The sequence below is a fragment of the Huijunlia imazamoxiresistens genome (genome assembly GCF_037132455.1).
Taxonomy (GTDB): Bacteria; Bacteroidota; Bacteroidia; order Chitinophagales; family Chitinophagaceae; genus Flavisolibacter; species Flavisolibacter imazamoxiresistens.
On the sequence record NZ_JBBBEI010000031.1, the window covers coordinates 24,469 to 49,411 of the forward strand.

The following is a 24,943-nucleotide window of genomic DNA, read 5'->3' on the forward strand; positions in this document are numbered from 1 at the left end:
TTGCATTTAGTTATATATAATACATTGTTTTCTTATGCCCTTTACGGGTTTCCCCCTGCACCACCTAAGCTAAAAAACCGGCTGCTCCGGGGGCGGCCGGTATGCCGGCCCCTCCTGCCTTCAGGAGATGGCGCGAAGTGATTATCTTTGTCGCTATGCAACGGGCAGGAAACCATAAAACCGAAACCACTCCCCAGATCGTGGAAGAGCTGCTGGTAGACGCCGAGGAGCCCTTCCAGTTAATTGTGTGGAACGACGACGTCAACACCTTCGAATGGGTGATCGAAACCCTGATGGAAGTGTGCCACCATTCCCACGAGCAGGCGGAACAATGCGCCTATATCATCCACTTCAAAGGCAAATACGCGGTAAAAGAGGGCTCCTACGACGACCTGAAGCCCCTGTGCGACGAGATCACCGACCGCGGCATTGGCGCCACCGTGGAAGCGGTGATCGCCTGATCCCTCCTGTCCCCATTTCGTTAAATCCGTTGCCGGCCCGCCTTTTTCGCCCCACAAGATTTACCTTTGCGCCCTTATGGAAAAACAACGTTCCGTAGCGTTTCATACACTGGGGTGCAAGCTCAATTTTTCGGAAACCTCCATGCTGTCCCGCACACTGGAAGCGGAGGGCTTTGTGAAGAAGGAATTCGAGGACGAGGCCGACGTGTATGTCATCAACACCTGCTCGGTTACCGACAATGCCGACAAGGAATGCCGCCAGCTGGTGCGGCGCATCCTGCGCAAGACACCCCAAAGCATGGTGGTGATCACCGGCTGCTATGCCCAGCTGAAGCCCAAAGAGATCGCCGGCATTCCCGGTGTGGACCTGGTGCTGGGCGCTGCCGAAAAGTTCAACCTGGCGCAACACCTCAAGGAGCTGACCAAGGGCGACTCCGCCCGCATCAGCAGTTGCGATATCGAAGAAGTGTCGGGCTTCCATGCCTCCTACTCCATCAACGACCGCACCCGCACCTTTCTAAAGGTACAGGACGGTTGCGACTATACCTGCTCGTTCTGCACCATTCCCATGGCGCGGGGCAAGAGCCGCAGCGACAGTATCGCCAATGTGCTGGGGCATGCCGAACGCCTGGCCCGGAGCGGTGTCAAAGAAATTGTGCTGACCGGCGTGAACCTGGGCGATTTTGGAAAGGGTCCGGACGGCGCCAAAAAGAGCGAGGAATCGTTTTACGACCTGGTGGTGGCCCTGGAGGCGGTGGAAGGCATCGAGCGCTACCGTATTTCCTCTATCGAGCCGAACCTGCTGACGCCGGAGATCATCAGTTTTGTGGCGCAGAGCAAAAAGTTCATGCCCCATTTTCATATTCCGCTGCAAAGCGGCAGCAACGAGATCCTGGCCCGCATGCGCCGTCGCTACAAGCGTGAGCTGTATGCCGAACGGGTGGCGGCCATCAAGGAGCTGATGCCGCATTGCGCCATCGGCGTGGATGTGATCGTAGGTTTTCCCTCCGAAAGCGAGGAGCACTTCCAGGAGACGTTCGACTTCCTGCATTCCCTGGACGTTTCCTACCTGCACGTATTCACCTATTCGGAAAGGGATGCTACCAAGGCCCTGGAGATAACGCCTGTCGTGCCGGTAAACGTTCGTCATGAGCGGAACAAGATCCTGCGGAACCTCAGCTACATGAAGATGCAGCACTTTACCGAGCAGCACGTGGGACAGACGCGCAAGGTGCTGTTTGAAAGCCATGTCAAGAACGGCATGATGGAAGGTTATAGCGATAATTATATCCGCATCACGGCTCCGTTCAAGGAGGAATGGGCGAACCAGATCGTGGACTGGAAGATTTAAAAAATATTTTTTGAGAAAAAGTTTGCAGCAATAAAAACGCCCCTATATTTGCACTCCCAAAACGGAACAACGGTCACGAAAAAAAGCCGCCGGAAAGGGAAAACAAAAAGTTCTTTACAAAGTTTCAAAAGATATTGGGAGCATAGCTCAGCTGGTTTAGAGCATCTGCCTTACAAGCAGAGGGTCCGCGGTTCGATCCCGTGTGCTCCCACAAAATCTCTTTAGAGATTACAATTCGTTCTTTATTTCTTATTGGGAGCATAGCTCAGCTGGTTTAGAGCATCTGCCTTACAAGCAGAGGGTCCGCGGTTCGATCCCGTGTGCTCCCACTTCTACTTCTTTTACAGAAGTTCTTTAGTTCTTAGATAATTTATTTTGGGAGCATAGCTCAGCTGGTTTAGAGCATCTGCCTTACAAGCAGAGGGTCCGCGGTTCGATCCCGTGTGCTCCCACTTCTACTTCTTTTACAGAAGTTCTTTAGTTCTTAGATAATTTATTTTGGGAGCATAGCTCAGCTGGTTTAGAGCATCTGCCTTACAAGCAGAGGGTCCGCGGTTCGATCCCGTGTGCTCCCACTTCGTAGCCTCAGTGAAAACTGGGGCTTTTTTATTTTATATTATCCCAAACTTCTTCTCCAACCGTCTTCCTGTTCCGGCTGGCGTAAAACCTCTCCCCCGGTTTCGCCAGAGGCGAAACCGGGGGAGAGGTTTTACGCCCCATAAAAAAAAGCACCCAACTTTCATTGAATGCTTTTCCAATATTTTGCGCAAAACCTGCCTTAGTTACATCCCAGCACTTCGCACAGCTTGGCTTCGAGCTCTTCACCGCGGAGGTTGCGGGCAATGATCTTGCCCTTGGGGTCGACCAGGAAGTTCTGCGGGATGCCCTGTACATGGTACAGTTGGGCGGCGCTGTTGTTCCAGAACTGCAGGTCGCTCACCTGCGTCCAGGCCAGGCTATCGTCCTTAATGGCCTTCAGCCAGGGTTCCTTATCGCGGTCCAGGGATACGCCCAGGACGGTAAAGTTTTTAGCGTTGAACTTCTGAAAGGTTTTTACCACGTTGGGGTTCTCCATGCGGCAGGGCTTGCACCAGGAGGCCCAGAAATCCACCAGCACGTACTTGCCGCGGAAGGAAGCCAGCGAAACCGGCTGACCCGCCGGGTCGTTCTGGGTAAAATCCAGCGCATCGGTACCTACGGCGCCGACCTTGTTGTAGGCAATGAACTCCGCCAGGTTTTTGCCGATGGCCGTATTGCGGACACTTTCCGAAAGGGAAAGGTAAAACTGCTCTACCTGCAGGGGATCGTCAAGTAGCTGGGCCGTCACGTACAGCAGGAAAGGCGACACATAGGACTCCTTTTTGGCGGTAACGAACTTGGCTACTTCCTCCTTCACCTGTTGACGGATCGTGCCGTATTGCCCCATCAGGGAGGCCCGCTGCACTTCGTCGGGGCTCTCATTGATCTGGCCGGCCACCGCGTTCATCTTGCCCACCAGGGGATTAAATACCTTACGGAATTCATCGAAGTCCTGGTGCGACTTGCTGCCGGTCACCTGCAGGCTGGGAAGGGCCTTAGTCGAACCGCTGACGCTGATGGTGCTGTTCTCCAGGTAAATGTATTGGGGCTGCTCCTTGCCCAGTACCAGGAAGTACAGGCCGGGCTCGGGAATGGAACCTTTCACGACGAACTTGCCGCCCGCCACCTTGGATTTCTCCAGCACGGCGTTGTCATTGGCATTGGTCACCTTCACCTCGGTGCCCTCAGGCAGGCCGGTGATGGAGCCGGTCAGGGTAAAGCCCTGGCTCTGGGCAAACACAAACGTGGGAAACAGCAGGAAGGCAAAAAGGAGTTTTCTCATATTATTTGGGTTGATGACGCTGCTGCAATATCGCAATCACATCGGCCAGCGAGCAATCTTTCGCCTGCAATAATATCAAATAATGGAATAATAGATCAGCCGCCTCGTTCAAAAATAACTCCTGATTAACGTCTTTTGACTCGATCACCAGCTCTACGGCCTCCTCCCCTACTTTCTGGGCGATCTTGTTGATGCCCTTGCCAAACAGCCGCCTTACGTAGGAGGTGGCATCGTTGCTGTTGCGGCGCAGGCGGATGATATCTTCAAGGTAGTACAGGAAGTCGTCGCGGTGGTTCTTCTCGCTCCAGCAGGTGTCGGCGCCGGTATGGCAGACGGGTCCCTTGGGCTCGGCTTTCACCAGCAGGGTGTCGTTGTCGCAGTCCACCAGGATCTGGCGCAGCACCAGGTGGTTGCCGCTTTCCTCGCCCTTGGTCCACAGGCGGTTCTTGCTGCGGCTGAAGAAGGTGACCAGTCCCAGCTCCTCGGTCTTTTTCAGGGCTTCCTCGTTCATAAAGCCCAGCATGAGTACTTTGCTGGTGTTGTAGTCCTGCACCACTGCAGGCACCAGGCCATCGGCATACTTGTTAAAATCTATTTTCATCGTTTGTGTTGTCAGTTTGGACAAAGGTATTTTAAAGGCGAATCGCCAGGTTCTGATCTTTCAGGTAGCGTTTCAGGTCGGGGATTTCGATCTCCTTGAAATGGAAGATGCTGGCGGCCAGGGCGGCATCGGCCTGCGCCTGCCGGAACACGTCCACGAAGTGCTGCATGGTGCCGCCGCCGCCCGAAGCGATGACGGGTACCGGCAGGGCCTCGGACAGCCTTTTGGTGATGTCCAGGGCAAAGCCGGCCTTGGTACCGTCGTGGTTCATGGAGGTCAGCAGGATCTCGCCGGCGCCCCGCTCCACGGCCTCCCTGGCCCAGTCGAAGCATTTGGCGTCGGTCTTGGTGCGCCCACCGTTGAGGTAAACGTACCATTCGCCGTCTTCCTCCAGCCGCGTGTCGATGGCCAGCACCACGCACTGACTGCCGGCGGTATTGGCGATACCGGTGATCAGCTCGGGATTCTTGAAGGCGGCGGTGTTCACGGAGATCTTATCGGCCCCGGAATTGAGCAGCACGCTTACGTCCTCCACGCTGCGGATGCCGCCGCCTACGGTAAAAGGAATGTTGATGGCATGGGCGATGCGCTTCACCAGCTCGCTCAGGGTCTTGCGCCGCTCCACCGTGGCGGTAATGTCCAGGAACACCAGCTCGTCGGCTCCCTGGCGGGCATAGGTGGCGCCCAGCTCCACGGGGTCGCCGGCATCGCGCAGGTTGACGAAATTGGTGCCCTTCACGGTCCGGCCGTCCTTGATGTCGAGGCAGGGAATGATCCGCTTGGCCAGGCTGCCCCCGGCGGGGGAAACAAAGCCGGCGGTCCCTGTCGTACTGTTTTCTGTTGGAAGCATGGGCTATCAGGAATTGAAAGGAGTTATTGTTGATTCAGTTTGGTCAGTTCGGACAGCGGGATGCGGCCTTCGTAAATGGCCTTGCCGATGATCACCCCCTTGCAGCCGATCTCGAGCAGCCGCTGCACGTCGGCGATGTTGCTCACCCCGCCGCTGGCAATGAAGTGCAGGCCGGGAAACTTGCCGATGATGCTCTGGTACAGCTCCAGGGAAGGTCCCTGCAGGGCGCCGTCCTTGGCCACGTCGGTGCAGAAGATCTGCTGCACGCCATGGTCCAGGTACTTTTGAATGAAGTCGTAGATCCATACGTCGGTGGTTTCGAGCCAGCCGTGCACGGCGATCTTTTCGTCCTTGACGTCGGCACCCAGTAAAAACTTGTCGGCCCCGAATTGTTTCAGCCAGCCCACGAAGGTAGCTTCGTCCTTGACGGCAATGCTGCCCACGGTCACCAGGGCGCCGCCGCTGTTGAGGATGATGTCGACGTCCTTCTCGGTTTTGACGCCGCCGCCGAAGTCGATCACCAGCCCGGTCTTGCCGGCAATGGCTTCCAGCACTTTCCAGTTGCGAACCTGCCCGGCCTTGGCCCCGTCGAGGTCTACCAGGTGCAGGCGCTTCAGGCCGGCATCCTCAAATTCCCTGGCTACTTCCAGCGGGTTTTCGTTGTACACCTTTTTCTGGTTGTAGTCGCCCTGGGTCAGGCGGACGCACTTGCCGTCGATGATGTCGATGGCGGGAATGATGGGCCCGGCTGTGGCGGTCGCCGCCGGCTGCTGTCCCTTCTGATCGTATGTTTCCATGTTGTTGGTCAAAAGCGTTGATGAATATTGGTTCCCTAAGCGATATCCAAAAAGTTGCGGATGATCTGGTCGCCGGTCTGGGCGCTCTTCTCGGTATGGAATTGCACCCCGTAGAAATTGTCCTTCCGCACCGCTGCGGCGTACTCGATACCGTACTGGCAGTTGGCAATAGTGTATTCGCTGTCTTCGGCGAAGAAGCTGTGGACGTTGTAGATAAAGCTGCCTTCCTCGATGTTGCGGAACAGCGGGGAGCGCAGGTGGTAAATACGGTTCCAGCCCATTTGCGGCACCTTCAGGCGTTGTTCCTGCCCGTTAGCCGTGAACAGGGTGTTGAACTTTTTCACCCGTACCGGCACAATGCCGAGGCAGTCGGTATTGCCTTCCTCGGAATGAGTGCACAGCAGCTGCATGCCCACGCAAATGCCCAGCACCGGTTGCTTCAGCTCCCTGATCACGGCATCGAGGCCGGCCGCTTTCAGGCTTTGCATGGCGCTACCGGCCTCCCCCACTCCCGGGAAGATCACCTTGTCGGCGCTGCGGATTTTTTCGGGATCGTCCGTTACTTCGGCGCTGATGCCCAGGCGTTCCAGGGCATAGAGCACCGACTGAATATTTCCTGCGTTGTATTTGATTATTGCTAAGTTCATTGTATCTTTCGATTGTAAAAATCACCTGCGGAAGTAGCTCACCTGGTAGAGCGACAGCTTCCCAAGCTGTAGGCAGCGGGTTCGAGTCCCGTCTTCCGCTCACTTTAAAATGGCGCCCAGGAACTTCCTGGTCGCCTCTTTTATTTTATCCCCGCTTTGCAGCGCCTGGATATAGGCGCTCCCGATGATGGCACCGTTGGCGTGTTTAGAGGCCGCTTCGAACGTTTTCTTGTCCTTGATGCCGAAGCCTACCAGCACCGGGTTTTTCAGGTTCATGCCTTTGAGCTTTTCCAGATAATTTTCGGCGGCGGAAAAGTCCTTGTCCTTGCCGGTGGTGGAGGAAGAGGAAACGGCATACAGGAAGCCGCTGCTCATCTCGTCCAGCTGCCGCACCCTATCTTCGGAGGTTTCGGGGGTCACCAGGAAGATAAAGTCAAGGTTATATTTTTTGATGATGGGGCCGTACTCGTTCTGGAACTCGTACATCGGGATGTCGGGGAGGATCAGCCCGTCGACGCCGGCGGCGGCGGCATCGGCGCAGAAGCGCTCGAAGCCGTACTGCAGGATGGGATTGATGTAGCCCATTAACACCACGGGAAGGGTGATCTCCTTGCGGAAATCCTGCAGCTGCTCGAACAGTTTCTTGATGGTCATGCCATTTTTGAGGGCTACGGCGCTGCTGGCCTGGATCACCGGGCCGTCGGCCAGGGGATCGCTGTAGGGCATGCCCAGCTCGATGAGGTCGGCACCGTTTTCCTGCAACGCCCGCATCACCTTCAGCGTGCTTTCCAGCTTGGGGAAACCCGCCGTGCAATAGACATTGAGGACTTTATTCTGTTTCTTTTCGAAAAGGTCTTTTATTCTGCTCATGATTGTCGGAACCTGGATTGGTGTGGATGATTTTTTTGAAAAAGCCCGGTTCTACCCCGTCACTTCGTTTCCTTCTACGCCCATGGCTTTCATATACGTGGCGAGGTCTTTATCGCCGCGGCCGGACAGGCAGACCACCACCGTTTCGTTTTCCTTGAACTGGATCTGCTTCAGGGCCGAAAGGGCGTGCGAGGATTCAAGGGCGGGGATGATGCCTTCGAGCTTCGCCAGCTGGAACGCCGCTTCGAGGGCTTCGTTGTCGGTGGCGTGCAGGAACAGGCCGCGGCCGCTGTCGAAGAGGTGGGCGTGCAGGGGGCCGATGCCGGGATAATCCAGGCCGGCGGAAATGCTGTGGGGCTCCACTACCTGGCCGTCCTCGGTCTGCATCACCAGGCTTTTGCTGCCGTGCAGCACGCCCATGCGTCCCAGGCGGGTGGTGGCCGCCGTAGCGCCGCTGTCGAGGCCCAGGCCGCCGGCCTCCACCGCTACGATCTTCACGTCCGGCTCGTCGAGGAAGTTATAAAAGGCGCCGGCCGCATTACTGCCGCCGCCCACGCAGGCCAGCACGTAATCGGGCAGCTCGCTGCCGGTCTTCACCTTCAGCTGCCAGCGCACTTCTTCGCTGATAATGCTTTGGAAACGGGCCACCATGTCGGGGTACGGGTGGGGGCCCACCACGCTGCCGATGATGTAGTGCGTGTCCACGGGGTTGTTGATCCAGTCGCGGATGGCTTCGTTGGTGGCGTCCTTGAGGGTTTTGCTGCCGCTGGTGGCGGGGATAACGGTGGCGCCGAGCATGCGCATACGGGCCACGTTGGGCGCCTGGCGCTCGATGTCTTTTTCGCCCATGTACACGATGCACTCCATGCCTTTGAGGGCACAGACGGTGGCGGTGGCCACGCCGTGCTGGCCGGCACCGGTTTCGGCGATGATGCGTTTTTTGCCGAGGCGCTGCGCCAGCAGGATCTGGCCCACGGTGTTGTTCACCTTGTGGGCGCCGGTATGGCAAAGGTCTTCGCGCTTCAGGAAAATTTTGGTGTTGTACTGCTCGCTCAGGCGCTTGGCGAAGTAGAGCGGAGTGGGCCGTCCCACGTAGTCGCGCAGCAGCTCCTGGTATTCCTTCTGGAAGGCCGCATCGTACATGATGTCGAGGTAGCGCGACTGCAGTTCCTGCACGTTGCGGTGCAGCATTTCGGGGATATAGGCGCCGCCGAATTGGCCGTAATATCCCTGTTCGCTTGGCTTTTTGTAGGTTGTTTCCACCATTTTCAAACTTACTTTTTTAATTGCTCTACGAATGTTTTCACCTTGTCCAGGTTCTTGATGCCGGGGCTTACTTCGAACTTGCTGTTGATGTCGATGGCGAAGAGCGATTTGGCCACGGGTTCCACGGAAAACTCCCGCAGCTTGTCCTCGTCGCCCTGCTCGATGCCGCCGCTCAGGAAGAACGGCTTGTTGATGTAGGCGTCGCGCATCACCCGCCAGTCGAATTTTTTGCCCGTACCGCCGTAGCCCGCGCCCATGGTGTCGAACATGAACTGGTCGCACACATCGGCATACGGCCGCGTCATCCAGTCCAGGCTGTCGTTATCGCTGACGCGGAAGGCCTTGACCACCGTGATGTAGTCGGCGATGCGCTCGCAGTACTTGGGGGTTTCGTCGCCGTGCAGCTGCACCATATGCAGGCGGCATTCGTCCACCGTACGCAGCACTTCTTCCACCGGTGTATTCACAAACACGCCCACCTTGGTAATGCTCTTGATCTTGCGGATCTGGTCCTTCGTCAGCGAATGGAGCACATAGCGCGGACTCTTCGGGTAAAAAATGAACCCGGCGAATGTCACCCCCATACCGGCCAACTGTTCCACCTGGTCCAGTTGCGTCATGCCACATACTTTAATGCGCATAGTTTGTTGTTTTTTAGGGTTATAGGTATGGGCAAGGCAATGCGTTACTTTCGTAAATCGTCGACAAATTTTTTGAAGGCATCCCCGGGCTGGGCACTTTTCATGAAATTCTCACCGATCAAAAATCCCTGGTAGCCGTATTGTTGCAGGTAGCGGATGTCCTCCACCTTGTGGATGCCGCTTTCCGATATTTTCAGTTTGTCCGCCGGGATCAGGTTGCTGAGGCCCACGGACTGTTCGAGGCTGACCTCGAAGGTTTTCAGGTTGCGGTTGTTCACGCCCACCAGGTCCACCTCGTCGCAGATATGCGCCAGCTCCTCTTCGTTGTGGATCTCCAGCAGCACCTCCAGCCCGAGGTTGCGGGCGGCGCGGGCCAGGGTCTTCACCTCGGCCACCGACAGGTTGGCGGCGATCAGCAGGATCACCGAAGCGCCGTAGGCCTTGGCTTCCAGCAGCTGGTACTCGTCGATCATGAAGTCTTTGCGCAGCAGCGGAATTTTGTTGATGATGGCCGCCTTTTGCAGGTCGAGCAGCGAGCCGCCGAAGAACTCGCCGTCGGTGAGCACCGAAATGCCCGAGGCGCCGTTATCGGCATAGGCCGCCGTCACTTCCTCCACCGAGGCGCTGCCGTTGATAATGCCCTTGGAAGGCGACTTCCGCTTGAATTCGGCGATGATGCCGGTCTTGCTTTCGTCCAGCAGCGACTGCCGGAGCGAGTAGGTGGGGCTTTTAAAGAAGGCACCCTTCTCCAGTTCGGCGGCGGGCACTTCGGCCTTCCGCTTCGCCACCTCTACCCTTTTCTGCGCAATGATCTTATCAAGAATGTTCATATCGTAAATAACTTTTGAACCCAGGAACCCAGGAACTCAGGAACTGGTTTTTACTGCAAAGAAATCAGTTTTTGCAAACACTGGTATGCTTTTCCGCTTTCGAGGCTCTCCACGGCGGCCTGGTAGGCGTCGTTGTACGAGCCGTAGTTGCCCGTGCAGTTGAGGGCCATGGCCGCGTTGGCCAGCACCACGGCATTCTGGGCCCAGGTGCCTTCGCCCTTGATGATCTTCTGGAAGATCTTCGCCGCTTCCTCCACGGTATTGCCCCCGTAGATGTCGGTGGCGGCTACCAGGCGGTGGCCCAACTCCTCGGGGGTGGCGATCCGCTCGCCCCGGTTGGTAATGACCTTGGTGTCGCCGGTCAGCGAAATTTCGTCGTAGCCGTCCAGGCTGTGGATAACGGTAAAGGGCTTGCCCGTCTGCTGCAGCAGGTAGTTGTAGATGCGGGCCATTTCGAGGTTGTACACCCCTACCAGCTGGTAGGCCGGCGCGGCGGGGTTGACCATGGGGCCGAGCATGTTAAAGAACGTGCGCAGGCCGAAGTTTTTGCGGATGGCGCCCACGGTCTTCAGGGCGGGGTGAAAGAGCGGGGCGTGCAAAAAGCAGATGTTGGCTTCTTCCACTTCCTTTTTCAGGCGGTCGCTGTCGTTCTTGAAGGTGTAGCCCAGCTGCTCCATGACGTTGGAAGCGCCGCTGACCGAAGTGGCGCCGTAGTTGCCGTGCTTGGCCACCTTCTGGCCGGCGCCGGCCACGATAAAGCAGGCCAGCGTGGAAATATTGAACGTGTTCTTGCCGTCGCCGCCGGTACCCACGATATCCATGACGGGGTGGCCGTTGAGGTTGACCGGTACGCACAGTTCCAGCAGGCCGTCGCGGAAACCCTGGAGTTCTTCGATGGTGATGCTGCGCATCAGGAACACGGTCATGAAGGCGGCGATCTCGGTATCGTTATAAGCGCCGCGGGCCATGTTAATGATGATGTCTTTTGCCTGGGCCTGCGAAAGCGTTTTGTATTCGAATAAAAATGAAAGGATCTTTTTCATTTTCCTCTTTGTTCGTTTTTAGGATGGTTTGTTTTCTATAATGACGGTCCCGTTCTGCACACGGCTATTTGCCCAACCAGTTCCTTAAAATGACTTCGCCGTTCGGGGTCAGCACGCTTTCGGGGTGAAACTGCACGCCCTGCACGTCGTAGGTCTTGTGCTGCAGCGCCATGATGAAGCCGTTCACGTCCCGGGCGGTGATTTCCAGGCTGTCGGGGAAGTTCTCGTCGGACACTACCCAGCTGTGGTAGCGGCCCACTTCAAACTGCTCGGGCAGGCCGGCAAACAGGTCCTGGTGCGGCTGGCCGTCACCGGAAGCCTGCTCCTTATGGATCAGGTGAATGGGAGTGGCCACGCCATGGTACACGCTGGTAAGGTTCACCAGCTTGCCGCCGAACACCTCGCCGATGGCCTGGTGGCCGAGGCACACGCCCAGGATGGACTTGGTGGGGGCAAACCGCTCGATCAGGGGCAGCAGCAGGCCGGCCTCGCTGGGAACGCCCGGGCCGGGCGACAGGATGATCTTTTCGTATTCCTCCACCTGGTCCAGGGGGATCTGGTCGTTGCGGTACACATCCACCTTTTCGCCCAGGATCTTTTCCACCAGGTGCACCAGGTTGTAGGTAAACGAATCGTAATTGTCGAAAACTAATATTTTAGGCATGACGGGTTCAAATTTTTTCATTTGTAGTTGATGGTTCCATATGCCGGGCTATGCCCTCACATTTTACATTCTACATTTTATATTCTACATTTTACATTTCCTAGCCGATGGTTTCCGCCATTTTGATGGCGCTTTTCAGGGCATTGAGCTTGTTGTCCACTTCCTTCAGCTCGCTTTCGGGCTTGCTGGCGGCCACCACGCCGGCGCCGGCCTGGTAGAACAGGGTGTTGTTCTTGCTCAGGAAGGTGCGGATCATGATGGCATGGTTGCAGGAGCCGTTGAAGCCCACGATGCCGATGGCGCCGCTGTAGTAGCCCCGCTGGGTGGGTTCGTGCTCGTTGATCAGCTGCATGGCCCGGTACTTGGGCGCCCCGCTCAGCGTGCCTGCCGGGAAGGTGCGCATCAGCAGCTCGAAGGGGTTGGTATTGGGGGGCACATCGCCCACCACCTCGCTCACCAGGTGGATCACGTGCGAGTAGTAATGCACCTTGCGGTACTGGCTCACCTGCACGTTGGAGCAAACGGTGCTGAGGTCGTTGCGGGCCAGGTCCACCAGCATCACGTGCTCGGCGTTTTCTTTCGGGTCCTTCAGCAGGTCTTCGGCCAGTTGCTGGTCGGTGGCGTCGTCGCCGGTGCGCTTGAAGGTGCCGGCGATGGGGTGCACGATGGCCTTGCCGCCTTTGAGGATCAGCTGTGCTTCGGGCGAAGAGCCGATCAGCTTATAGTCGCCGTAATCGAAGAAGAACAGGTAGGGTGAAGGGTTGATGTTGCGGAGGGCCCGGTACACGTTGAACTCGTCGCCAACGAAGGGCTGCTGGAACCGGCGGCTGAGCACGATCTGGAACACGTCGCCGCGGAAGCAGTTGCTAATGCCTTTTTTCACCATTTCCACGTAGTCGGCATCGGTCATGTTCGACACTTCCTCCTCTGCGGTGCGGAAGGGGTAAACCGGCACGTCCTTGCTGCGGATGATGCCTTCCACCACGTCCAGCTCGCTTTCCAGGCCGTCGATCTTGTTCTCGCAGAGGATCAGCTCGTCCTTGAAGTGGTTGATGGCGATCACGTACTGGTACAGGCGGTAGCGGGCCAGGGGAATATTGTTCTGGGCGTCGCCGGTGCGTTTCAGCTGGATGGACTCGAACAGCTCGATGGCATCGAAGGTAAAGTAGCCGTACAGGTTCTGGGCGAAGATGGCCGCCTTGGGGTCGGTGGCTTCGGCCTCGAAGCGCTGCATGAAGTTCCACAGCACGTCGGGCAGCTTTTCGACGCCTTTCAGGGGCGCCTTCTGGGGGTTCTGGTTGGGCAGCTTAAACTCCACGGTCTGGGTGTTCATCACCTCGATGCCGGCAATGGCGTTGATGCAGATGAACGAATAGCTGTTTTCGGCGGCGTGGTTGTCGGTGCTTTCCAGCAGGATGGTGTCGCGGAAGCGGTCGCGCAGGCGCAGGTAGATGCCTACGGGGGTGTACACGTCGGCCAGCATTTTCTTTACCTCGGTGCGGATACGGATCTTTTTGGCCTCCGCTTTACTTTGGATGTTTTCCGTCATTTGGGTGTCCATGTTTCTTAATTTTTTCTGTTACTGCCTGCGCCCTGCAAAGACAGACCGGGACTGATAAAAAAAATAGCCCCGACACTGTCGGGGCCTGAATATGCTGAACAAGATATAGCAATGACATTACAGAACCCCGAAAGAGCTTGTATGCCACCACCAATATTTGTTGTTTGCCTGAATCATTGGGTGCAAAGATGCAGGGAAAAGAGAAAAGAACAAAAAAAATGTACAATATAAACTGTAAAAGGGGTGGAAACCGCAGCAAGGCGACCCGCCCCCCATGCGGTCTGAGCCGGAACAGCTCCAAAACTTGTAAACTCGTAAACTTTTTTTTAAATTAGAGTATGCTTATCCAACACAAAAAAACAGGCTCAAGAGGGATGTTCTTTGTCGAGGAAGATGGGGAAATTGAAGCGGAAATGATCTATTTCATGCCAGCGGCCAATGAAATGATCATCGAGCGCACCGTGATCGACGCCGACCTCCGCGGCCAGGACATCGGTTACGCCCTCGTGCATAAAGCGGTGGACTATGCACGCACCCATGGCATCGTGATCCGCCCGGTCGACCCCTTCGCCAAATCGGTGTTCGACAAGAAGCCCGACTTCCGGGATGTGGTCGTATAAGCGGCGGCCCCTGTATGCAGCCTACCGGTTTGTTAAAAACTGCCCGGCACGGCAATATGGAATGATGTTCGATGAAAAGCATCCTTACTATTGTTCACCAACAGCCCCTAAACAGTTTCCTTATGAAAAAGGCCCTGCTGCTTGCTTTTTCCTTATTTCTGCTGCTGCCCGTCTTTGCGGCCCTGAACCCGGATGCCATCGTAGGCATCTGGAAAAACGGTACCGGGAAAGGACATATCCAGATCTACAAGCAAAACAGCCGGTACTTCGGCAAGATCATCTGGCTGAAAGAGTCGAGTGACGGGAACGGCAACCTGAAAACGGACCGGAAAAACTCCGACCCCGGCCAGCGCCAGAAACCCCTGCTCGGGCTGGTGATGCTGCGCGACTTTGCATACGAAGACGGCGAATGGACCGGCGGCCGCATCTACAACCCCTCCGACGGAAAATCCTACAAAGCCTACATGAAGATGGAAAACCCCAACACCCTGGTCGTCCACGGCTACATCGGCTTTTCCTTCATCGGCAAATCCGACACGTGGACGCGAGTGAAGTAAATTGTGGGTATTGGTTAATTGGGGACGGAAACATTCTTACAGCAATTAAAGAGCACATAAAATAAAAAAGGACGGCGAAAGTTTACGCCGTCCTTTTTATTTATTTCCAAGGGGCACTCACGCCCCCAATGAACCAATGAACCAATGAACCAATGAACCAATGAACCAATTCCCCCTCTACAATACTCCCTTGGTGGAGGGCAACTGGTTACTGGAGGCATCCCGCTTGACGGCCATTTTGATGGCTTTGGCGAAGGCTTTGAAGATGGCTTCAATTTTATGGTGTTCGTTCTCGCCGCGGCATTCGATATTGAGGTTGCAGCGGGCGCCGTCGGAAAAGGATTTGAAGAAATGAAAGAACATCTCGGTGGGCATGTCGCCGATCTTTTCGCGGCTGAAGCGGGCATTCCATACCAGCCAGTTGCGGCCGCCGAAATCGATCAGCACCTTGGCCTCGGCCTCGTCCATGGGAAGGGCGAAACCATAGCGTTCGATGCCCCGCTTGTTGCCCAGGGCCTGGGCAAAAGCCTCGCCCAGCGTGATGCCGGTATCCTCGATGGTGTGGTGCTCGTCGATATGCAGGTCGCCCCGGGCGTCCACCGCCAGGTCGATCATGCCGTGACGGGCGATCTGGTCGAGCATATGGTCGAAAAAGCCCAGGCCGGTTTTGATGTTGCCCTTGCCTTTGCCGTCCAGGTTCAGCTCCACGGTGATCTGGGTTTCGCTGGTGGCCCGGGTATGGACCACGATCCTTTCGCCCAGCTTCAGGTATTCGTAAATATCCTTCCAGTTGGCGGTTTCCACGGCCACCACTTCTTTCAGGGAGTCGGCAGCATCCTTGATCTCCGCGGCGCCCAGCTCGGGGTGGTTATTTAGCCAGATGGCCTTGCAGCCCAGGTTTTTCGCCAGTTGTACGTCGGTGATGCGGTCGCCGATGACGAAGGAGCCCGGGATGTCGTACTGGTCGTTGTTGAGGTACTGCAGCAGCATGCCGGTACCCGGCTTGCGGGTAGGCTGGTTGTCCTCCACGCGGGTGCGGTCGATGTGCACGTTGGTAAAATGCACGCCTTCGTTTTCAAAGGAGGTGATGATGTGCTTATGGATGGGCAAAAAATCTTTTTCGGGAAAGGTGTTGGTGCCCAGGCCGTCCTGGTTGCTCACCATCACCAGTTCGTAGTCCAGCTCCTCGGCGATCTTCCTCATGTAGGTAAAGGCATAAGGATAAAACTCCAGTTTTTCCCAGGAGTCGATCTGGTAGGTCGGCGGATGCTCCTTGATGAGGGTGCCGTCGCGGTCGATAAAGAGTACTTTCTTTGCCATTGTTTTATTTTAGGAAGGTCCGAAAGTCGGGAAAAAGTCCGAAAATCCTTTCCCTCCCTCCTTCTTTATTGCTTATTGCCCCTTGCCTGTTGCCTATTTCACCTTCGCCCGTATGGCTTTTACCTCGGCCGGGGTGACCCCGCTGGCCTTGTTGCCGAAGGAGTTGCGCACGTAGGTCAGCACGTCGGCGATCTGCTGGTCGGTCAGGTGCGGCATGGCCGGCATGGTGTTGTGGTAGCGTTCGCCATCGATCTCCACCGTGCCGCTGGAGCCTTTCACGATCTGGCGGATCAGCACCGCCTTCGGTCCCAGCACCCAGGAAGTTTGTACCAGGGGCGGGTTCAGGTTGGGTACGCCGCCGCCATCGGCCTGGTGGCAGGCCAGGCAGGCCGATGCATACACCGCCTTTCCCCGCGCCACGGATGCCTGCACCGATGCGCTCGCCGCCGCCGCAGGCTTTTTCGCCCCTGCAGCCGGTGCTTTCTTTGCTTGCGCCTTCACCATCACCGGGGTTATTGCCATCAGGGCACAAATGATTAAAAGTCGCATAGTAGTAATATGATTTACTGAATATTTTTTGTGTTTGTCTATTGCTTATTGCTCACGGATCCGTCACCAAAGGCGATCCGGTAAATGGTGCCTTTGTTGTCGTCGGAAACGTAGAGGGCGCCGTCGGGACCCTGGGCCAGGCCGCAGGGACGGTGTTCGGCCTGGCGGGTGGAGGTGATGTTCGTGCGGCCGGCAAAGCCGTCGGCAAACACCTCCCATTTTCCGCTGGGTTTCCCATCCTTAAACGGTACAAAGGCCACGAAAAATCCCTGCTGCTCCAGGGGCGCCCGGTTCCACGAGCCGTGGAAGGCGATGAAGGCACCGTTGCGGTACTTCTCGGGAAACAGGGTGCCGGTATAAAACAGCAGGCCATTGGGCGCCAGGTGGGCCGGGAAGGCCACCACCGGAGCGCTGACGCCATCGCAGCGGCCCTGCTTTTTGGCGTCGCCTCCGTATTCGGGGGCCAGCAGCTTTTTGTCCTGGTAGGGGTCGAAATAACAATAGGGCCAGCCGAAGTCGGAGCCCTTCTTCACTTCCAGCATTTCTTCCGCCGGCAGGTTGGCGCTCATGCTGTCGTTGTACAGTTCGGGGAACATGTTGAGCTGGTCGCGGCCGTGCTGCAGCGCAAACAGGCTGTTGGAAGTATGGTTCCAGTCGAGGCCCACCACGTTGCGGATGCCGGTGCCGTAGCGCACGCCCTGGGCGTAGGACTGGTCCTTGCCATCGGCCCGGAACTGCCAGATGCCGCCAGCGTATTCTAAAATAGGACAGGGATCCTGGCCGGGCGAGCCCGGGGCCCGGTCCTGCACCTGGCAGGAGTTGGAGGGCGCGCCGATGTTCACGTAGAGGTTGCCCCCATTGTCGAGGGCAATGGATTTAGAGTTGTGCTGTCCCCGGTCCACCAGGTCCTTGACCACGGTTTCAGGAGCGTTGGGAGCGATCACTTCGCCTTTATCGTTCAGCTTGTAGCGGAAGACCGAGGTGTTGGAGGAAGCGTAGAGGTAGCCGTCCTTCAGGGCGATGCCCGTACCCCCGTAATTGCCAAATCCGGTAATGTCGTCGGCCTTGCCGTCGCCGTTGGTATCCCGCAGGCGCAGGATGCCTTTGCCGTCCTTGACGTTGTTCAGTTTTACATACACATCACCCTTGCCGGTAATCGCCAGGTGGCGTGCCCGCCCCTGCCCGTCGGCAAAAACGGTGGCCTGAAAGCCGTTGGGCAGCTTCAGCCCGGCATTGTCAGTGGAAGCGGCCGTCGCTACGCGGGTGCTGTCGCCGGCACAGGCGGTCAGGGCCAGCGCACTTACGCAAAGAATTCCAAAGGAAAGACGTAATACAGTTGCTTTCATGTTGAAGGCTTTTTATAGTTCCAGAGTTCACAAGTTCTGTAGTTGAAAACCTGTTACGTTAAACGTAGATGGTCCAGGAAGATTTAAGGTTGTACCTGAGCAACAAAAGTCAGCCCAGATTTACGGTTTTTCTTCTTTTTACAGAGAATAAAACACTAAAATCAAGGGAACTACGTAACACGCTCCCTAAATGCTTTCCCGCAACAACAGAACTCGTGAACTGTCCTATGAACTTAAAACTTCTTCATCGCTTCGATCAGCTCGCTGTTTTCGGGCGCCGTGCCGACGGTGATGCGGAGGCAGCCTTCGCAGAGGATGACGTTGGTGCGGTTGCGGACAATGATGCCGGCGCCTTTCAGGTAGTTGTACACCCCGGTGGCATCCGGAACGCGGATCAGCAGGAAGTTGGCGTCGGAGGGATACACTTCCTGCACGTAGGATACCTGTCCCAGCTCCTGTGCCAGCCGTTCGCGTTCTTTGACGATCTCCACGATCATGGCGTTCACGTCGTCGAGGTTTTCCAGTGCCTTCATGGCCAGCTCCTGGGTCGCCTGGTTGATGTTGTAGGGCGGCTTGATCTTGTTGAGGATGCCGATAATTTCGGGGGAGGCGATGGTCATGCCCAGGCGCAGGGCGGCCAGGCCCCAGGCTTTGGAAAAGGTTTGCATCACCACCAGGTTGGGGTAGTCGGCCAGGTCGGAAGTAAAGGAGCGCTGGCGGCTGAAGTTGATGTAGGCTTCATCGACCACTACCAGCCCGTCGAAGTTGTTCAGCACCATTTCCACGTCCTCGCGGTCGAGGCTGTTGGCGGTGGGGTTGTTGGGCGAGCACAGGAAGATCAGCTTGGTGTTTTCGTCCACTGCCTTTTCCAGGGCTTCCAGGTCGAGCTGGAAGGAAGGCGTCAGGGGCACGGACTTCAGGGGCACGTTGTTGATGTTGGCGTACACCTCGTACATACCGTAGGTGGGCGGACAAATGATGACGTTGTCCCTGGTGGGCTCGCAGAAGGCGCGGATCAGCAGGTCGATGCACTCGTCGCTGCCGTTGCCCAGCAGGATGTTTTCGGCCTGCACGGATTTGATCTGGGCGATCTTCTTTTTCAGCTCCCATTGCAGGGGGTCGGGGTAGCGGTTGTACCAGCGGTTCAGGGGCGAGCCCAGGCTGTTTTCGTTGGCATCCAGGAAGACGCGGGCTTCGCCTTTGAACTCATCGCGGGCGGAGGAGTAAGGCGTTAGTTTCCGGATGTTGTCCCGTACCAGGTCGTTTATGTTGAAAGACATGAGTTTTTGAATTACAAGGGTTTATGAAAAAGCCCGGGTGGCCGGGCTTTCAATTTATTTCTTTTCAGCTCCGGCGGCCGTTCGGACCTTCACGGCGTTGGCATGGGCCTGCAGGCCTTCGGCCTCGGCCATTTCCACGACGGTCTGGCCAATGTTGCGGAGGCCTTCGCGGGTGAGCTTTTGGAAGGTGATCTTTTTCAGAAAGCTGTCCACGCTCACGCCGCTGTAGGCGCGGGCAAAGGCGTTGGTCGGCAGGGTATGGTTGGTGCCGGAGGCGTAGTCGCCTACGCTTTCGGGCGAGTAATTGCCGATAAAGACCGAGCCGGCATTGATCACCTGTTCGGCCAGGCGGTCCGCCTCTTCGCAGCACAGGATCAGGTGCTCGGCGGCGTAGTCGTTCACCACCGTCATGGCCTGATGAATGTTGGCCACCACCAGCGCCTTGCTGTTTTTAAGGGCTTTACGGGCCATGTCCTGGCGCGGCAGTTCGGCCAGTTGCCTTTCCACTTCTTCCAGGGTTTGGTGCACCAGGGTTTCCGAGGTGCTCACCAGCAGCACCTGGCTGTCGGCGCCGTGCTCGGCCTGCGACAGCAGGTCGGCGGCAATAAAGGCAGGGTTGGCCGTTTCATCCGCCAGCACGCAAACCTCGCTGGGACCGGCCGGCATGTCGATGGCCACGCCCTGCATCTGTACCAGTTGCTTGGCAGCCGTTACGTACTGGTTGCCCGGGCCGAAGATCTTGTACACGGCGGGAATGGTTTCGGTACCGTAGGCCAGGGCGGCAATGGCTTGTGCCCCTCCTACCCGGTAAATGCGGGTAATGCCGCAGAGCGCGGCCGAATACAGTACGGCCGGGTGCACCTTGCCACTTTTGTCGCAGGGCGTGCACAGGATCACCTCCTGGCAGCGCGCCAGCCGGGCGGGCACCGCCAGCATCAGCACGGTGGAGAACAGCGGGGCCGTGCCACCAGGAATGTACAGGCCGACCTTTTCAATGCCCACGCCCTTGCGCCAGCATTCGATGCCCGGCATGGTTTCGATTTTTTCGGGCTGCGACAGCTGGGTAGCATGAAACTTTTCGATATTGGCCTTTGCCTGCTGGATGGCGACCTTCAGTTCGGGCGTCAGGGCCTCACCGGCTTTGGCGATCTCCGAAGAGCTGACCTGCAGGCCGTGGAGTTCCACGCCGTCGAACTCCTGGGCAAAACTGTACAGGGCGTCATCGCCTTTCAGGCGTACTTCTTTCAGGATATGCTGCACGGACTGCAATACGGCCGAGTTGTCGGAATAAGGCCGCTGCAACAAGGCATGGTACTCGTGCCGGAACGGATCTTTTATGATATGCATGGTACAGTAAAGTCTTTTTGATTTCGGATGTCGTCTCGCCTGGGGGAGACGACATCCGAAATTTTATCAGATGATCATTTTCTCGATGGGAACCACCAGGATGCCCTGGGCGCCGGCGGCTTTCAGCTGCTCGATCTTTTCCCAGAACTCGTCTTCGGCCAGCACGCTGTGCACCGAGCTCCAGCCGCCTTCGGCCAGGGGCAGCACGGTCGGGCTTCTCATGCCCGGCAGCAGCTTCAGGATGGCGTCCAGCGCGTCGTTGGGCGCATTCAGCAGGATGTACTTGTTGCGCTTGGCCTTCCGCACCGAGCGGATGCGGAACAGCAACTGGTCGAGGATCTGCTGCTGCTCTTCGGCCAGGCCCTTGGTCTTGATCATCACCGCCTCGCTGCGCAGGATCACCTCTTCTTCGCGCAGGCCGTTCATGAACAGGGTGGAACCGCTGCTTACCAGGTCGCACACCACGTCGGCCAGGCCGATGCCGGGGGCCAGCTCCACCGAACCGCTGATCTCGTGGATCTCGGCCTGGATGCGGTTCTTGTCCAGAAACTGCTGTACCAGGAAGGGGTAAGAGGTAGCGATCTTCTTGCCCTGCAGGAAGGAAGCGTCACCGTACTCGTCGGTCTTCTTCACCGCGATGGACAGGCGGCATTTGCCAAAGCCCAGCTTCTCGGCGATGTCCACGGACTTGTTCTTTTCCAACAAAACGTTCTCGCCCACTACGCCGATATGCGCCACGCCGTCCTCTACGTACTGGGGGATATCGTCGTCACGGAGGAAGTAGGCTTCCAGGGGAAAGTTGTCGGCAACGCTTTTTAACTGGTTGTACCCGTTCTTCAGGCCGATGCCGCAGTCGTTGAGCAATTTCACCGAATCGTCGTGCAGCCTGCCGGATTTTTGAATGGCAATTTTGAGGTTCATGTTGAATTAAATTAAAAAAGGCTTACCCTTCGGTAAGCCCAGCTTATTTGAATGCACACACACCAATAGCTTACCCCTGCGAAAGAGTGCGACCATGATGATGTTTATGTGCAAAAGGTTTCATAATTGTGGCGCAAAAATAAGGCATCAACCGGATTGACCAAATTTTTATTCCGCCCTGTAAAACAGAGCGGTAAGGGGGCCGGGAAACTTCCGGCATTAAATTTATATTATTCCTCATAAATCCTTTCCTGCGGCGCGAAGAACCCGGACCATCCTGTCCAAGAAAAGCTCCCTTCTTACCCGGGTGAAAAATAGCCGGCCCCAACAACCTCACCGCAAAACAGGTTTTTATGAGCAAAGCGCTATGGACCCTGCTGGCAGCCCTTTTCATGCCCGCATTGCTGTGGGCGCAGGTACGTACGATCTTCGGCCGCGTCACCGGGCCGGGGGGCAATGGTCTCCCCCAGGTTTCCGTCATGATCAAAGGCACCTCCACCGGTACCGTCACCGACGGGCAGGGCCGGTATTCCCTAAAAGTGCGGGCGGGCGCCTCCACCCTGGTGTTCTCGGCCGTGGGCATGGCCACCCAGGAACATACCCTGGCTGCCGGCAGCACCCAGCTGAACGTATCGCTGGACATCGCCAGCCGCTCGCTCGACGAAGTGGTGACGGTGGCCTACGGCAGCCAGCAGCGGCGGGCCGTCACCGGCGCCTTGTCGCTGGTCACGGGTGAAACCCTCAAACGCCAGCAGGTAGTGTCGGTCACCCAGGCCCTGCAGGGCACGGCACCGGGGGTGGTGGTCATCAACCCCTCAGGACAGCCCGGCGTCAACCCCATCATCCGCATCCGCGGCATCGCCTCGGTCAACGCCACCTCCGAACCGCTGATCGTGCTGGACGGCGTTCCCTTCAACGGCGACCTGAACATGCTCGGCCCCGCCGACGTGGAAAGCATCAGCATCCTCAAGGACGCTACGGCCACCGCCCTCTACGGCTCGCGGGCCGCCAACGGCGTCATCGTCATCTCTACCAAAAACGGGCGCCGCCAGCAGCAGCCCCTCATTACCCTGGCCGCTACTTTCGGCCTCAGCTCGCGGGCCCTGCCCGAGTACGCCTTCCTCTCCTCCCGCGAACATTACGAGCTGGGCTGGGAAGCCCTCAAAAACCTGCATGCCGGCGCCCCCGACGCCGCCCGCCTGGCCACCGACGGGCTGGTAACGGCCTTCCGCTACAACCCCTTTTCGCTCCAAAAGCCCGTGGACACCAACGGCCGGCTGCGCCCGGAAGCCCCACTGCTGTGGCATACCGACTGGACGGAGGTGCTGACCCGCAAAAATGCCCTGCGCACCGATGCGAACCTGACCCTGTCCGGCGGCTCGGAAAAATCCCGCTATTTCTTTTCCGGCGGCTACCTGAAACAGGAGGGCTATATCCGCAGCTCGGAATTTGAGCGGGTCACCGCCCGGATGAACTACAGCGCCGACCTGAAAGACTGGCTGCTGGTGGGCGCCCGCACCGCCGTGACCAGCTCGCGCCAGGATTATCCCATCCAGGAAAGCGGCGACTACAACAACGTGGTGCAGTACATCCGCACCATGTCGTCGCTTTATCCCGTTTACCAGCGGGGCGAGCAGGGCGAGCTGCTGCGGGACAACAACGGCCAGCCCCTGTGGGACTTCGGCAAGCCCATCCCCGGCCGCACCGTCAATGCCGACCGCAACACCCTGCAACCCTCCAACCTGGCGGCGACCACCGAGGTCAACGAAGAATCGCGGCAACGCCTGTACCACAACCTCAACGTCTTCGGGGAGCTGCGGTTCCGCCCCGGGCTGCGCTTCCGCTCCACCTTCGGCATCGACCGCTACCTGTATTACAGCCTGAGCTACCAGAACCCCGAGTTCGGCGACGGCGAAGAGGTGCGCGGCCGGCTGGAGCGCCGCCAGGAGACCCACACCTCCTGGACCTGGACCAATACGTTGCAGTGGACACGGGAATGGGGCGACCACCAGGCCGATGCCCTGGGCGGCACCGAGGCTTACCGGTCCGACTACCAGGCGATGACGGGTGTCAAAACCGGCTTTCCCTTTACCGGCCTGCGGGAGCTGAGCGCGGGGGCCGCCATCGAAAGCCTGACCGGCTCTTCCGATGCCAGTGTTCTCAACAGCTATTTCACCCGCCTGAAGTACACGCTGAAAAAGCGGTATTCGCTGGAGGCCAGCCTGCGTACCGACGGCTCCTCGCGCTTCCCGTCGGGCAAGCGCTGGGGCCTCTTCCCCTCCCTGGGCCTGTCGTGGCTGCTGTCCGACGAACCCTGGCTGCACAACCACCCGGCGGTGGATTTTCTAAAATTCCGGGCTTCCTACGGCCAGTTGGGCAACGAAGGGCTGGAAAGCCGGTTTCCCTACCGCACCACCTTTTCCACCAACGGCTTCGCGGAAGGCGTCAATCCCGGCACCTACCTGACCCAGCTGGGCAACCCCGACCTGCGCTGGGAAAAGCAGGGCAACCTGGACCTGGGGGCCGACTTCGCCTTTTTGCAAAACCGGCTGTGGGGAAGCGTGGATTATTTCCGAAAAACGTCCATCGACCTGCTGTTCCAGCTGCCGCTGGTGTATTCGGGCGGCATCCCTTCGATCAATGCCAATATCGGGCGCATCCGCAACTGCGGGCTGGAGTTCTCGCTGACCGGCCAGGCTATCAAGCAAAAGAACTGGAACTGGGAGCTGTCGCTGAACGCCACCACGCTCCGCAACAAGATCACCAAGCTGACCGACCGCGATACGCTGGCGCCTTCCGGCGCCTACCGTTTCGTGGTGGGCCGGTCGCGGTACGAGTTCTACCTGCCCGAGTGGGCGGGCGTAGACCCTGCCGACGGTTCGCCCCTCTGGTACCGCGACGAGGTGAATGCGGCGGGCGCCCCCACCGGCAAGAAAGTGACCGTCAAAAATTACGATAAGGCCAGCCGGCACTGGGTCGGCAGCGGTATCCCGAAAGTCACCGGCGGCTTTTCCCAAAAACTCAGCTTCCGGCAGTGGGACCTGAGCCTGCTGTTCAACTTCTCCTGGGGCAGTAAGTATTACGACGCCAGCTATGTGCGGCTGATGCACGGCTTTAATTCAGGTTATGGCGACCAGCAGCACCGCGACATCCTGCAGCGCTGGCAAAAGGCCGGCGACCGCACCAACGTGCCGCGGCTGGACGAGAACAACAGCGATGCCAGCCAGCTGTCCACCCGCTTCCTCTTCGACGGTGCCTACCTGCGCCTGCGCAACCTGACCCTGGGCTACACGGTCAAACCGGGACCGCGGGCCGCCAAGGTGGTGCGCTCGGCCCGGCTGTTCGTGCAGGCCGACAACTACGCTACCTGGAGCCGCCTGAAACGGGGCGCCGACCCCGAAGCCAACATTACCGGCACCTCCTCCCTGACCTCCAGCGTCTTCAAAACCGCCTCTGCGGGAATCGATATTTCCTTTTAACGCTTGCGCCTAAAAACATACTTGCCATGTTGAAAGCCTGTACATCCGCAGCCGCCCTGCCCGTCCTGTTTCTGCTTTTGC

The 24,943-nt window shown here is 57.7% G+C and carries 23 protein-coding genes and 5 tRNA genes; 10 read left to right on the forward strand and 18 right to left on the reverse strand.

Annotation, left to right across the window (positions count from 1 at the left end; genetic code table 11):
- Nucleotides 1–155 precede the first annotated feature (155 nt).
- From V9K67_RS23505 to V9K67_RS23530, 6 genes are all read left to right on the forward strand, one after another.
- Nucleotides 156–461, forward strand: coding sequence for an ATP-dependent Clp protease adaptor ClpS (locus V9K67_RS23505; RefSeq protein ID WP_336726906.1), 306 nt, complete (start codon nt 156–158; stop codon nt 459–461).
- 76 nt (nt 462–537) lie between these two features.
- The gene (gene mtaB, locus V9K67_RS23510) at nt 538–1,812 is read left to right on the forward strand and encodes a tRNA (N(6)-L-threonylcarbamoyladenosine(37)-C(2))-methylthiotransferase MtaB (RefSeq protein WP_336726908.1); all 1,275 of its coding nucleotides are present in this window, start codon (nt 538–540) and stop codon (nt 1,810–1,812) included.
- Between the two features lie 136 nt (nt 1,813–1,948).
- Nucleotides 1,949–2,023 (forward strand) — tRNA-Val (locus V9K67_RS23515).
- 43 nt (nt 2,024–2,066) lie between these two features.
- Nucleotides 2,067–2,141: transfer RNA gene (locus V9K67_RS23520), tRNA-Val, on the forward strand.
- A gap of 48 nt (nt 2,142–2,189) precedes the next feature.
- A tRNA-Val gene (locus V9K67_RS23525) sits at nt 2,190–2,264 on the forward strand.
- Nucleotides 2,265–2,312: 48 nt separating this feature from the next.
- Nucleotides 2,313–2,387 (forward strand) — tRNA-Val (locus tag V9K67_RS23530).
- Nucleotides 2,388–2,590: 203 nt separating this feature from the next.
- Here the strand turns inward: V9K67_RS23530 and V9K67_RS23535 are convergent.
- The 5 genes from V9K67_RS23535 to hisH are packed head-to-tail and all read right to left on the reverse strand — an operon-like array spanning nt 2,591 to nt 6,568.
- Nucleotides 2,591–3,673 carry a redoxin domain-containing protein gene (locus V9K67_RS23535; RefSeq protein ID WP_336726909.1) on the reverse strand — a complete coding sequence of 361 codons (1,083 nt, stop codon included), beginning with the start codon at nt 3,671–3,673 and terminating at the stop codon, nt 2,591–2,593.
- A 1-nt stretch (nt 3,674) separates the two neighbouring features.
- The gene (gene hisIE / locus V9K67_RS23540; protein WP_336726910.1) at nt 3,675–4,274 is read right to left on the reverse strand and encodes a bifunctional phosphoribosyl-AMP cyclohydrolase/phosphoribosyl-ATP diphosphatase HisIE; all 600 of its coding nucleotides are present in this window, start codon (nt 4,272–4,274) and stop codon (nt 3,675–3,677) included.
- 31 nt (nt 4,275–4,305) lie between these two features.
- The gene (gene hisF / locus V9K67_RS23545) at nt 4,306–5,124 is read right to left on the reverse strand and encodes an imidazole glycerol phosphate synthase subunit HisF (protein ID WP_336726912.1); all 819 of its coding nucleotides are present in this window, start codon (nt 5,122–5,124) and stop codon (nt 4,306–4,308) included.
- Between the two features lie 23 nt (nt 5,125–5,147).
- The gene (hisA, locus tag V9K67_RS23550; RefSeq protein ID WP_336726914.1) at nt 5,148–5,921 is read right to left on the reverse strand and encodes a 1-(5-phosphoribosyl)-5-[(5-phosphoribosylamino)methylideneamino]imidazole-4-carboxamide isomerase; all 774 of its coding nucleotides are present in this window, start codon (nt 5,919–5,921) and stop codon (nt 5,148–5,150) included.
- Nucleotides 5,922–5,956: 35 nt separating this feature from the next.
- Nucleotides 5,957–6,568 (reverse strand): imidazole glycerol phosphate synthase subunit HisH, encoded by a 612-nt coding sequence (gene hisH / locus V9K67_RS23555; RefSeq protein ID WP_336726917.1) that lies wholly within the window; start codon nt 6,566–6,568, stop codon nt 5,957–5,959.
- Between the two features lie 27 nt (nt 6,569–6,595).
- Here hisH and V9K67_RS23560 point away from each other — a divergent pair.
- A tRNA-Gly gene (locus V9K67_RS23560) sits at nt 6,596–6,668 on the forward strand.
- Here V9K67_RS23560 and trpA read toward each other — a convergent pair.
- The 7 genes from trpA to V9K67_RS23595 form a co-directional block, all read right to left on the reverse strand.
- Nucleotides 6,668–7,438, reverse strand: a complete 771-nt coding sequence (gene trpA / locus V9K67_RS23565) for a tryptophan synthase subunit alpha (RefSeq protein WP_336726919.1) — start codon at nt 7,436–7,438, stop codon at nt 6,668–6,670. The two genes, V9K67_RS23560 and trpA, sit on opposite strands and share 1 nt — an antisense overlap.
- 51 nt (nt 7,439–7,489) lie before the next feature.
- Nucleotides 7,490–8,704 (reverse strand): tryptophan synthase subunit beta, encoded by a 1,215-nt coding sequence (gene trpB, locus V9K67_RS23570; protein WP_336726921.1) that lies wholly within the window; start codon nt 8,702–8,704, stop codon nt 7,490–7,492.
- Nucleotides 8,705–8,712: 8 nt separating this feature from the next.
- Nucleotides 8,713–9,345 carry a phosphoribosylanthranilate isomerase gene (locus V9K67_RS23575; protein ID WP_336726924.1) on the reverse strand — a complete coding sequence of 211 codons (633 nt, stop codon included), beginning with the start codon at nt 9,343–9,345 and terminating at the stop codon, nt 8,713–8,715.
- A 44-nt stretch (nt 9,346–9,389) separates the two neighbouring features.
- Nucleotides 9,390–10,175: an indole-3-glycerol phosphate synthase TrpC gene (trpC, locus tag V9K67_RS23580; RefSeq protein WP_336726927.1), complete on the reverse strand. Its 786-nt coding sequence runs from the start codon at nt 10,173–10,175 to the stop codon at nt 9,390–9,392.
- Nucleotides 10,176–10,225: 50 nt separating this feature from the next.
- The gene (trpD, locus tag V9K67_RS23585; RefSeq protein ID WP_336726928.1) at nt 10,226–11,218 is read right to left on the reverse strand and encodes an anthranilate phosphoribosyltransferase; all 993 of its coding nucleotides are present in this window, start codon (nt 11,216–11,218) and stop codon (nt 10,226–10,228) included.
- A gap of 64 nt (nt 11,219–11,282) precedes the next feature.
- Entirely contained in the window at nt 11,283–11,882 is a 600-nt protein-coding gene (locus V9K67_RS23590) for an anthranilate synthase component II (protein ID WP_336726931.1), read from the reverse strand.
- A 100-nt stretch (nt 11,883–11,982) separates the two neighbouring features.
- Nucleotides 11,983–13,443: an anthranilate synthase component I family protein gene (locus V9K67_RS23595; RefSeq protein WP_336726933.1), complete on the reverse strand. Its 1,461-nt coding sequence runs from the start codon at nt 13,441–13,443 to the stop codon at nt 11,983–11,985.
- 338 nt (nt 13,444–13,781) lie between these two features.
- Between V9K67_RS23595 and V9K67_RS23600 the strand changes: the two genes are divergently transcribed.
- Both V9K67_RS23600 and V9K67_RS23605 read left to right on the forward strand, forming a co-directional pair.
- The gene (locus V9K67_RS23600) at nt 13,782–14,063 is read left to right on the forward strand and encodes a GNAT family N-acetyltransferase (RefSeq protein WP_336726936.1); all 282 of its coding nucleotides are present in this window, start codon (nt 13,782–13,784) and stop codon (nt 14,061–14,063) included.
- Nucleotides 14,064–14,185: 122 nt separating this feature from the next.
- The gene (locus V9K67_RS23605; protein WP_336726939.1) at nt 14,186–14,620 is read left to right on the forward strand and encodes a DUF2147 domain-containing protein; all 435 of its coding nucleotides are present in this window, start codon (nt 14,186–14,188) and stop codon (nt 14,618–14,620) included.
- Between the two features lie 177 nt (nt 14,621–14,797).
- On the opposite strand, the gene hisB is transcribed toward V9K67_RS23605, so the two are convergent.
- The 6 genes from hisB to hisG form a co-directional block, all read right to left on the reverse strand.
- Nucleotides 14,798–15,940, reverse strand: a complete 1,143-nt coding sequence (hisB, locus tag V9K67_RS23610) for a bifunctional histidinol-phosphatase/imidazoleglycerol-phosphate dehydratase HisB (RefSeq protein ID WP_336726941.1) — start codon at nt 15,938–15,940, stop codon at nt 14,798–14,800.
- A gap of 93 nt (nt 15,941–16,033) precedes the next feature.
- Entirely contained in the window at nt 16,034–16,489 is a 456-nt protein-coding gene (locus V9K67_RS23615; RefSeq protein WP_336726943.1) for a c-type cytochrome, read from the reverse strand.
- Nucleotides 16,490–16,527: 38 nt separating this feature from the next.
- Complete coding sequence (locus V9K67_RS23620; RefSeq protein WP_336726945.1) at nt 16,528–17,835, reverse strand: PQQ-dependent sugar dehydrogenase; 1,308 nt, start codon at nt 17,833–17,835, stop codon at nt 16,528–16,530.
- A gap of 233 nt (nt 17,836–18,068) precedes the next feature.
- Entirely contained in the window at nt 18,069–19,115 is a 1,047-nt protein-coding gene (gene hisC / locus V9K67_RS23625) for a histidinol-phosphate transaminase (RefSeq protein ID WP_336726947.1), read from the reverse strand.
- A gap of 54 nt (nt 19,116–19,169) precedes the next feature.
- On the reverse strand, nt 19,170–20,462 hold the full coding sequence (hisD, locus tag V9K67_RS23630; protein ID WP_336726948.1) for a histidinol dehydrogenase: 1,293 nt from the start codon (nt 20,460–20,462) through the stop codon (nt 19,170–19,172).
- Between the two features lie 66 nt (nt 20,463–20,528).
- A complete protein-coding gene (gene hisG, locus V9K67_RS23635) occupies nt 20,529–21,383 on the reverse strand; it encodes an ATP phosphoribosyltransferase (RefSeq protein ID WP_336726949.1) in 855 nt (284 codons plus the stop codon).
- A 353-nt stretch (nt 21,384–21,736) separates the two neighbouring features.
- On the opposite strand from hisG, the gene V9K67_RS23640 reads away from it, so the two are divergent.
- The gene (locus V9K67_RS23640) at nt 21,737–24,862 is read left to right on the forward strand and encodes a SusC/RagA family TonB-linked outer membrane protein (protein ID WP_336726951.1); all 3,126 of its coding nucleotides are present in this window, start codon (nt 21,737–21,739) and stop codon (nt 24,860–24,862) included.
- The last annotated feature ends 81 nt before the right edge of the window (nt 24,863–24,943 follow it).

Bases quoted from the DNA above. Each gene is read 5' to 3' on its own strand.
- V9K67_RS23575 (WP_336726924.1), bottom strand. From the start codon at position 9,345: ATGCGCATTAAAGTATGTGGCATGACGCAACTGGACCAGGTGGAACAG.
- trpD (WP_336726928.1), bottom strand. From the start codon at position 11,218: ATGAAAAAGATCCTTTCATTTTTATTCGAATACAAAACGCTTTCGCAG.
- hisF (WP_336726912.1), bottom strand. From the start codon at position 5,124: ATGCTTCCAACAGAAAACAGTACGACAGGGACCGCCGGCTTTGTTTCC.
- mtaB (WP_336726908.1), top strand. From the start codon at position 538: ATGGAAAAACAACGTTCCGTAGCGTTTCATACACTGGGGTGCAAGCTC.
- V9K67_RS23605 (WP_336726939.1), top strand. From the start codon at position 14,186: ATGAAAAAGGCCCTGCTGCTTGCTTTTTCCTTATTTCTGCTGCTGCCC.
- V9K67_RS23535 (WP_336726909.1), bottom strand. From the start codon at position 3,673: ATGAGAAAACTCCTTTTTGCCTTCCTGCTGTTTCCCACGTTTGTGTTT.
- hisB (WP_336726941.1), bottom strand. From the start codon at position 15,940: ATGGCAAAGAAAGTACTCTTTATCGACCGCGACGGCACCCTCATCAAG.
- hisD (WP_336726948.1), bottom strand. From the start codon at position 20,462: ATGCATATCATAAAAGATCCGTTCCGGCACGAGTACCATGCCTTGTTG.
- hisH (WP_336726917.1), bottom strand. From the start codon at position 6,568: ATGAACTTAGCAATAATCAAATACAACGCAGGAAATATTCAGTCGGTG.
- hisC (WP_336726947.1), bottom strand. From the start codon at position 19,115: ATGTCTTTCAACATAAACGACCTGGTACGGGACAACATCCGGAAACTA.
- V9K67_RS23600 (WP_336726936.1), top strand. From the start codon at position 13,782: ATGCTTATCCAACACAAAAAAACAGGCTCAAGAGGGATGTTCTTTGTC.
- V9K67_RS23615 (WP_336726943.1), bottom strand. From the start codon at position 16,489: ATGCGACTTTTAATCATTTGTGCCCTGATGGCAATAACCCCGGTGATG.
- trpA (WP_336726919.1), bottom strand. From the start codon at position 7,438: ATGAGCAGAATAAAAGACCTTTTCGAAAAGAAACAGAATAAAGTCCTC.
- V9K67_RS23595 (WP_336726933.1), bottom strand. From the start codon at position 13,443: ATGGACACCCAAATGACGGAAAACATCCAAAGTAAAGCGGAGGCCAAA.
- V9K67_RS23620 (WP_336726945.1), bottom strand. From the start codon at position 17,835: ATGAAAGCAACTGTATTACGTCTTTCCTTTGGAATTCTTTGCGTAAGT.
- hisIE (WP_336726910.1), bottom strand. From the start codon at position 4,274: ATGAAAATAGATTTTAACAAGTATGCCGATGGCCTGGTGCCTGCAGTG.
- V9K67_RS23640 (WP_336726951.1), top strand. From the start codon at position 21,737: ATGAGCAAAGCGCTATGGACCCTGCTGGCAGCCCTTTTCATGCCCGCA.
- trpB (WP_336726921.1), bottom strand. From the start codon at position 8,704: ATGGTGGAAACAACCTACAAAAAGCCAAGCGAACAGGGATATTACGGC.
- hisA (WP_336726914.1), bottom strand. From the start codon at position 5,921: ATGGAAACATACGATCAGAAGGGACAGCAGCCGGCGGCGACCGCCACA.
- V9K67_RS23590 (WP_336726931.1), bottom strand. From the start codon at position 11,882: ATGCCTAAAATATTAGTTTTCGACAATTACGATTCGTTTACCTACAAC.
- trpC (WP_336726927.1), bottom strand. From the start codon at position 10,175: ATGAACATTCTTGATAAGATCATTGCGCAGAAAAGGGTAGAGGTGGCG.
- V9K67_RS23505 (WP_336726906.1), top strand. From the start codon at position 156: ATGCAACGGGCAGGAAACCATAAAACCGAAACCACTCCCCAGATCGTG.
- hisG (WP_336726949.1), bottom strand. From the start codon at position 21,383: ATGAACCTCAAAATTGCCATTCAAAAATCCGGCAGGCTGCACGACGAT.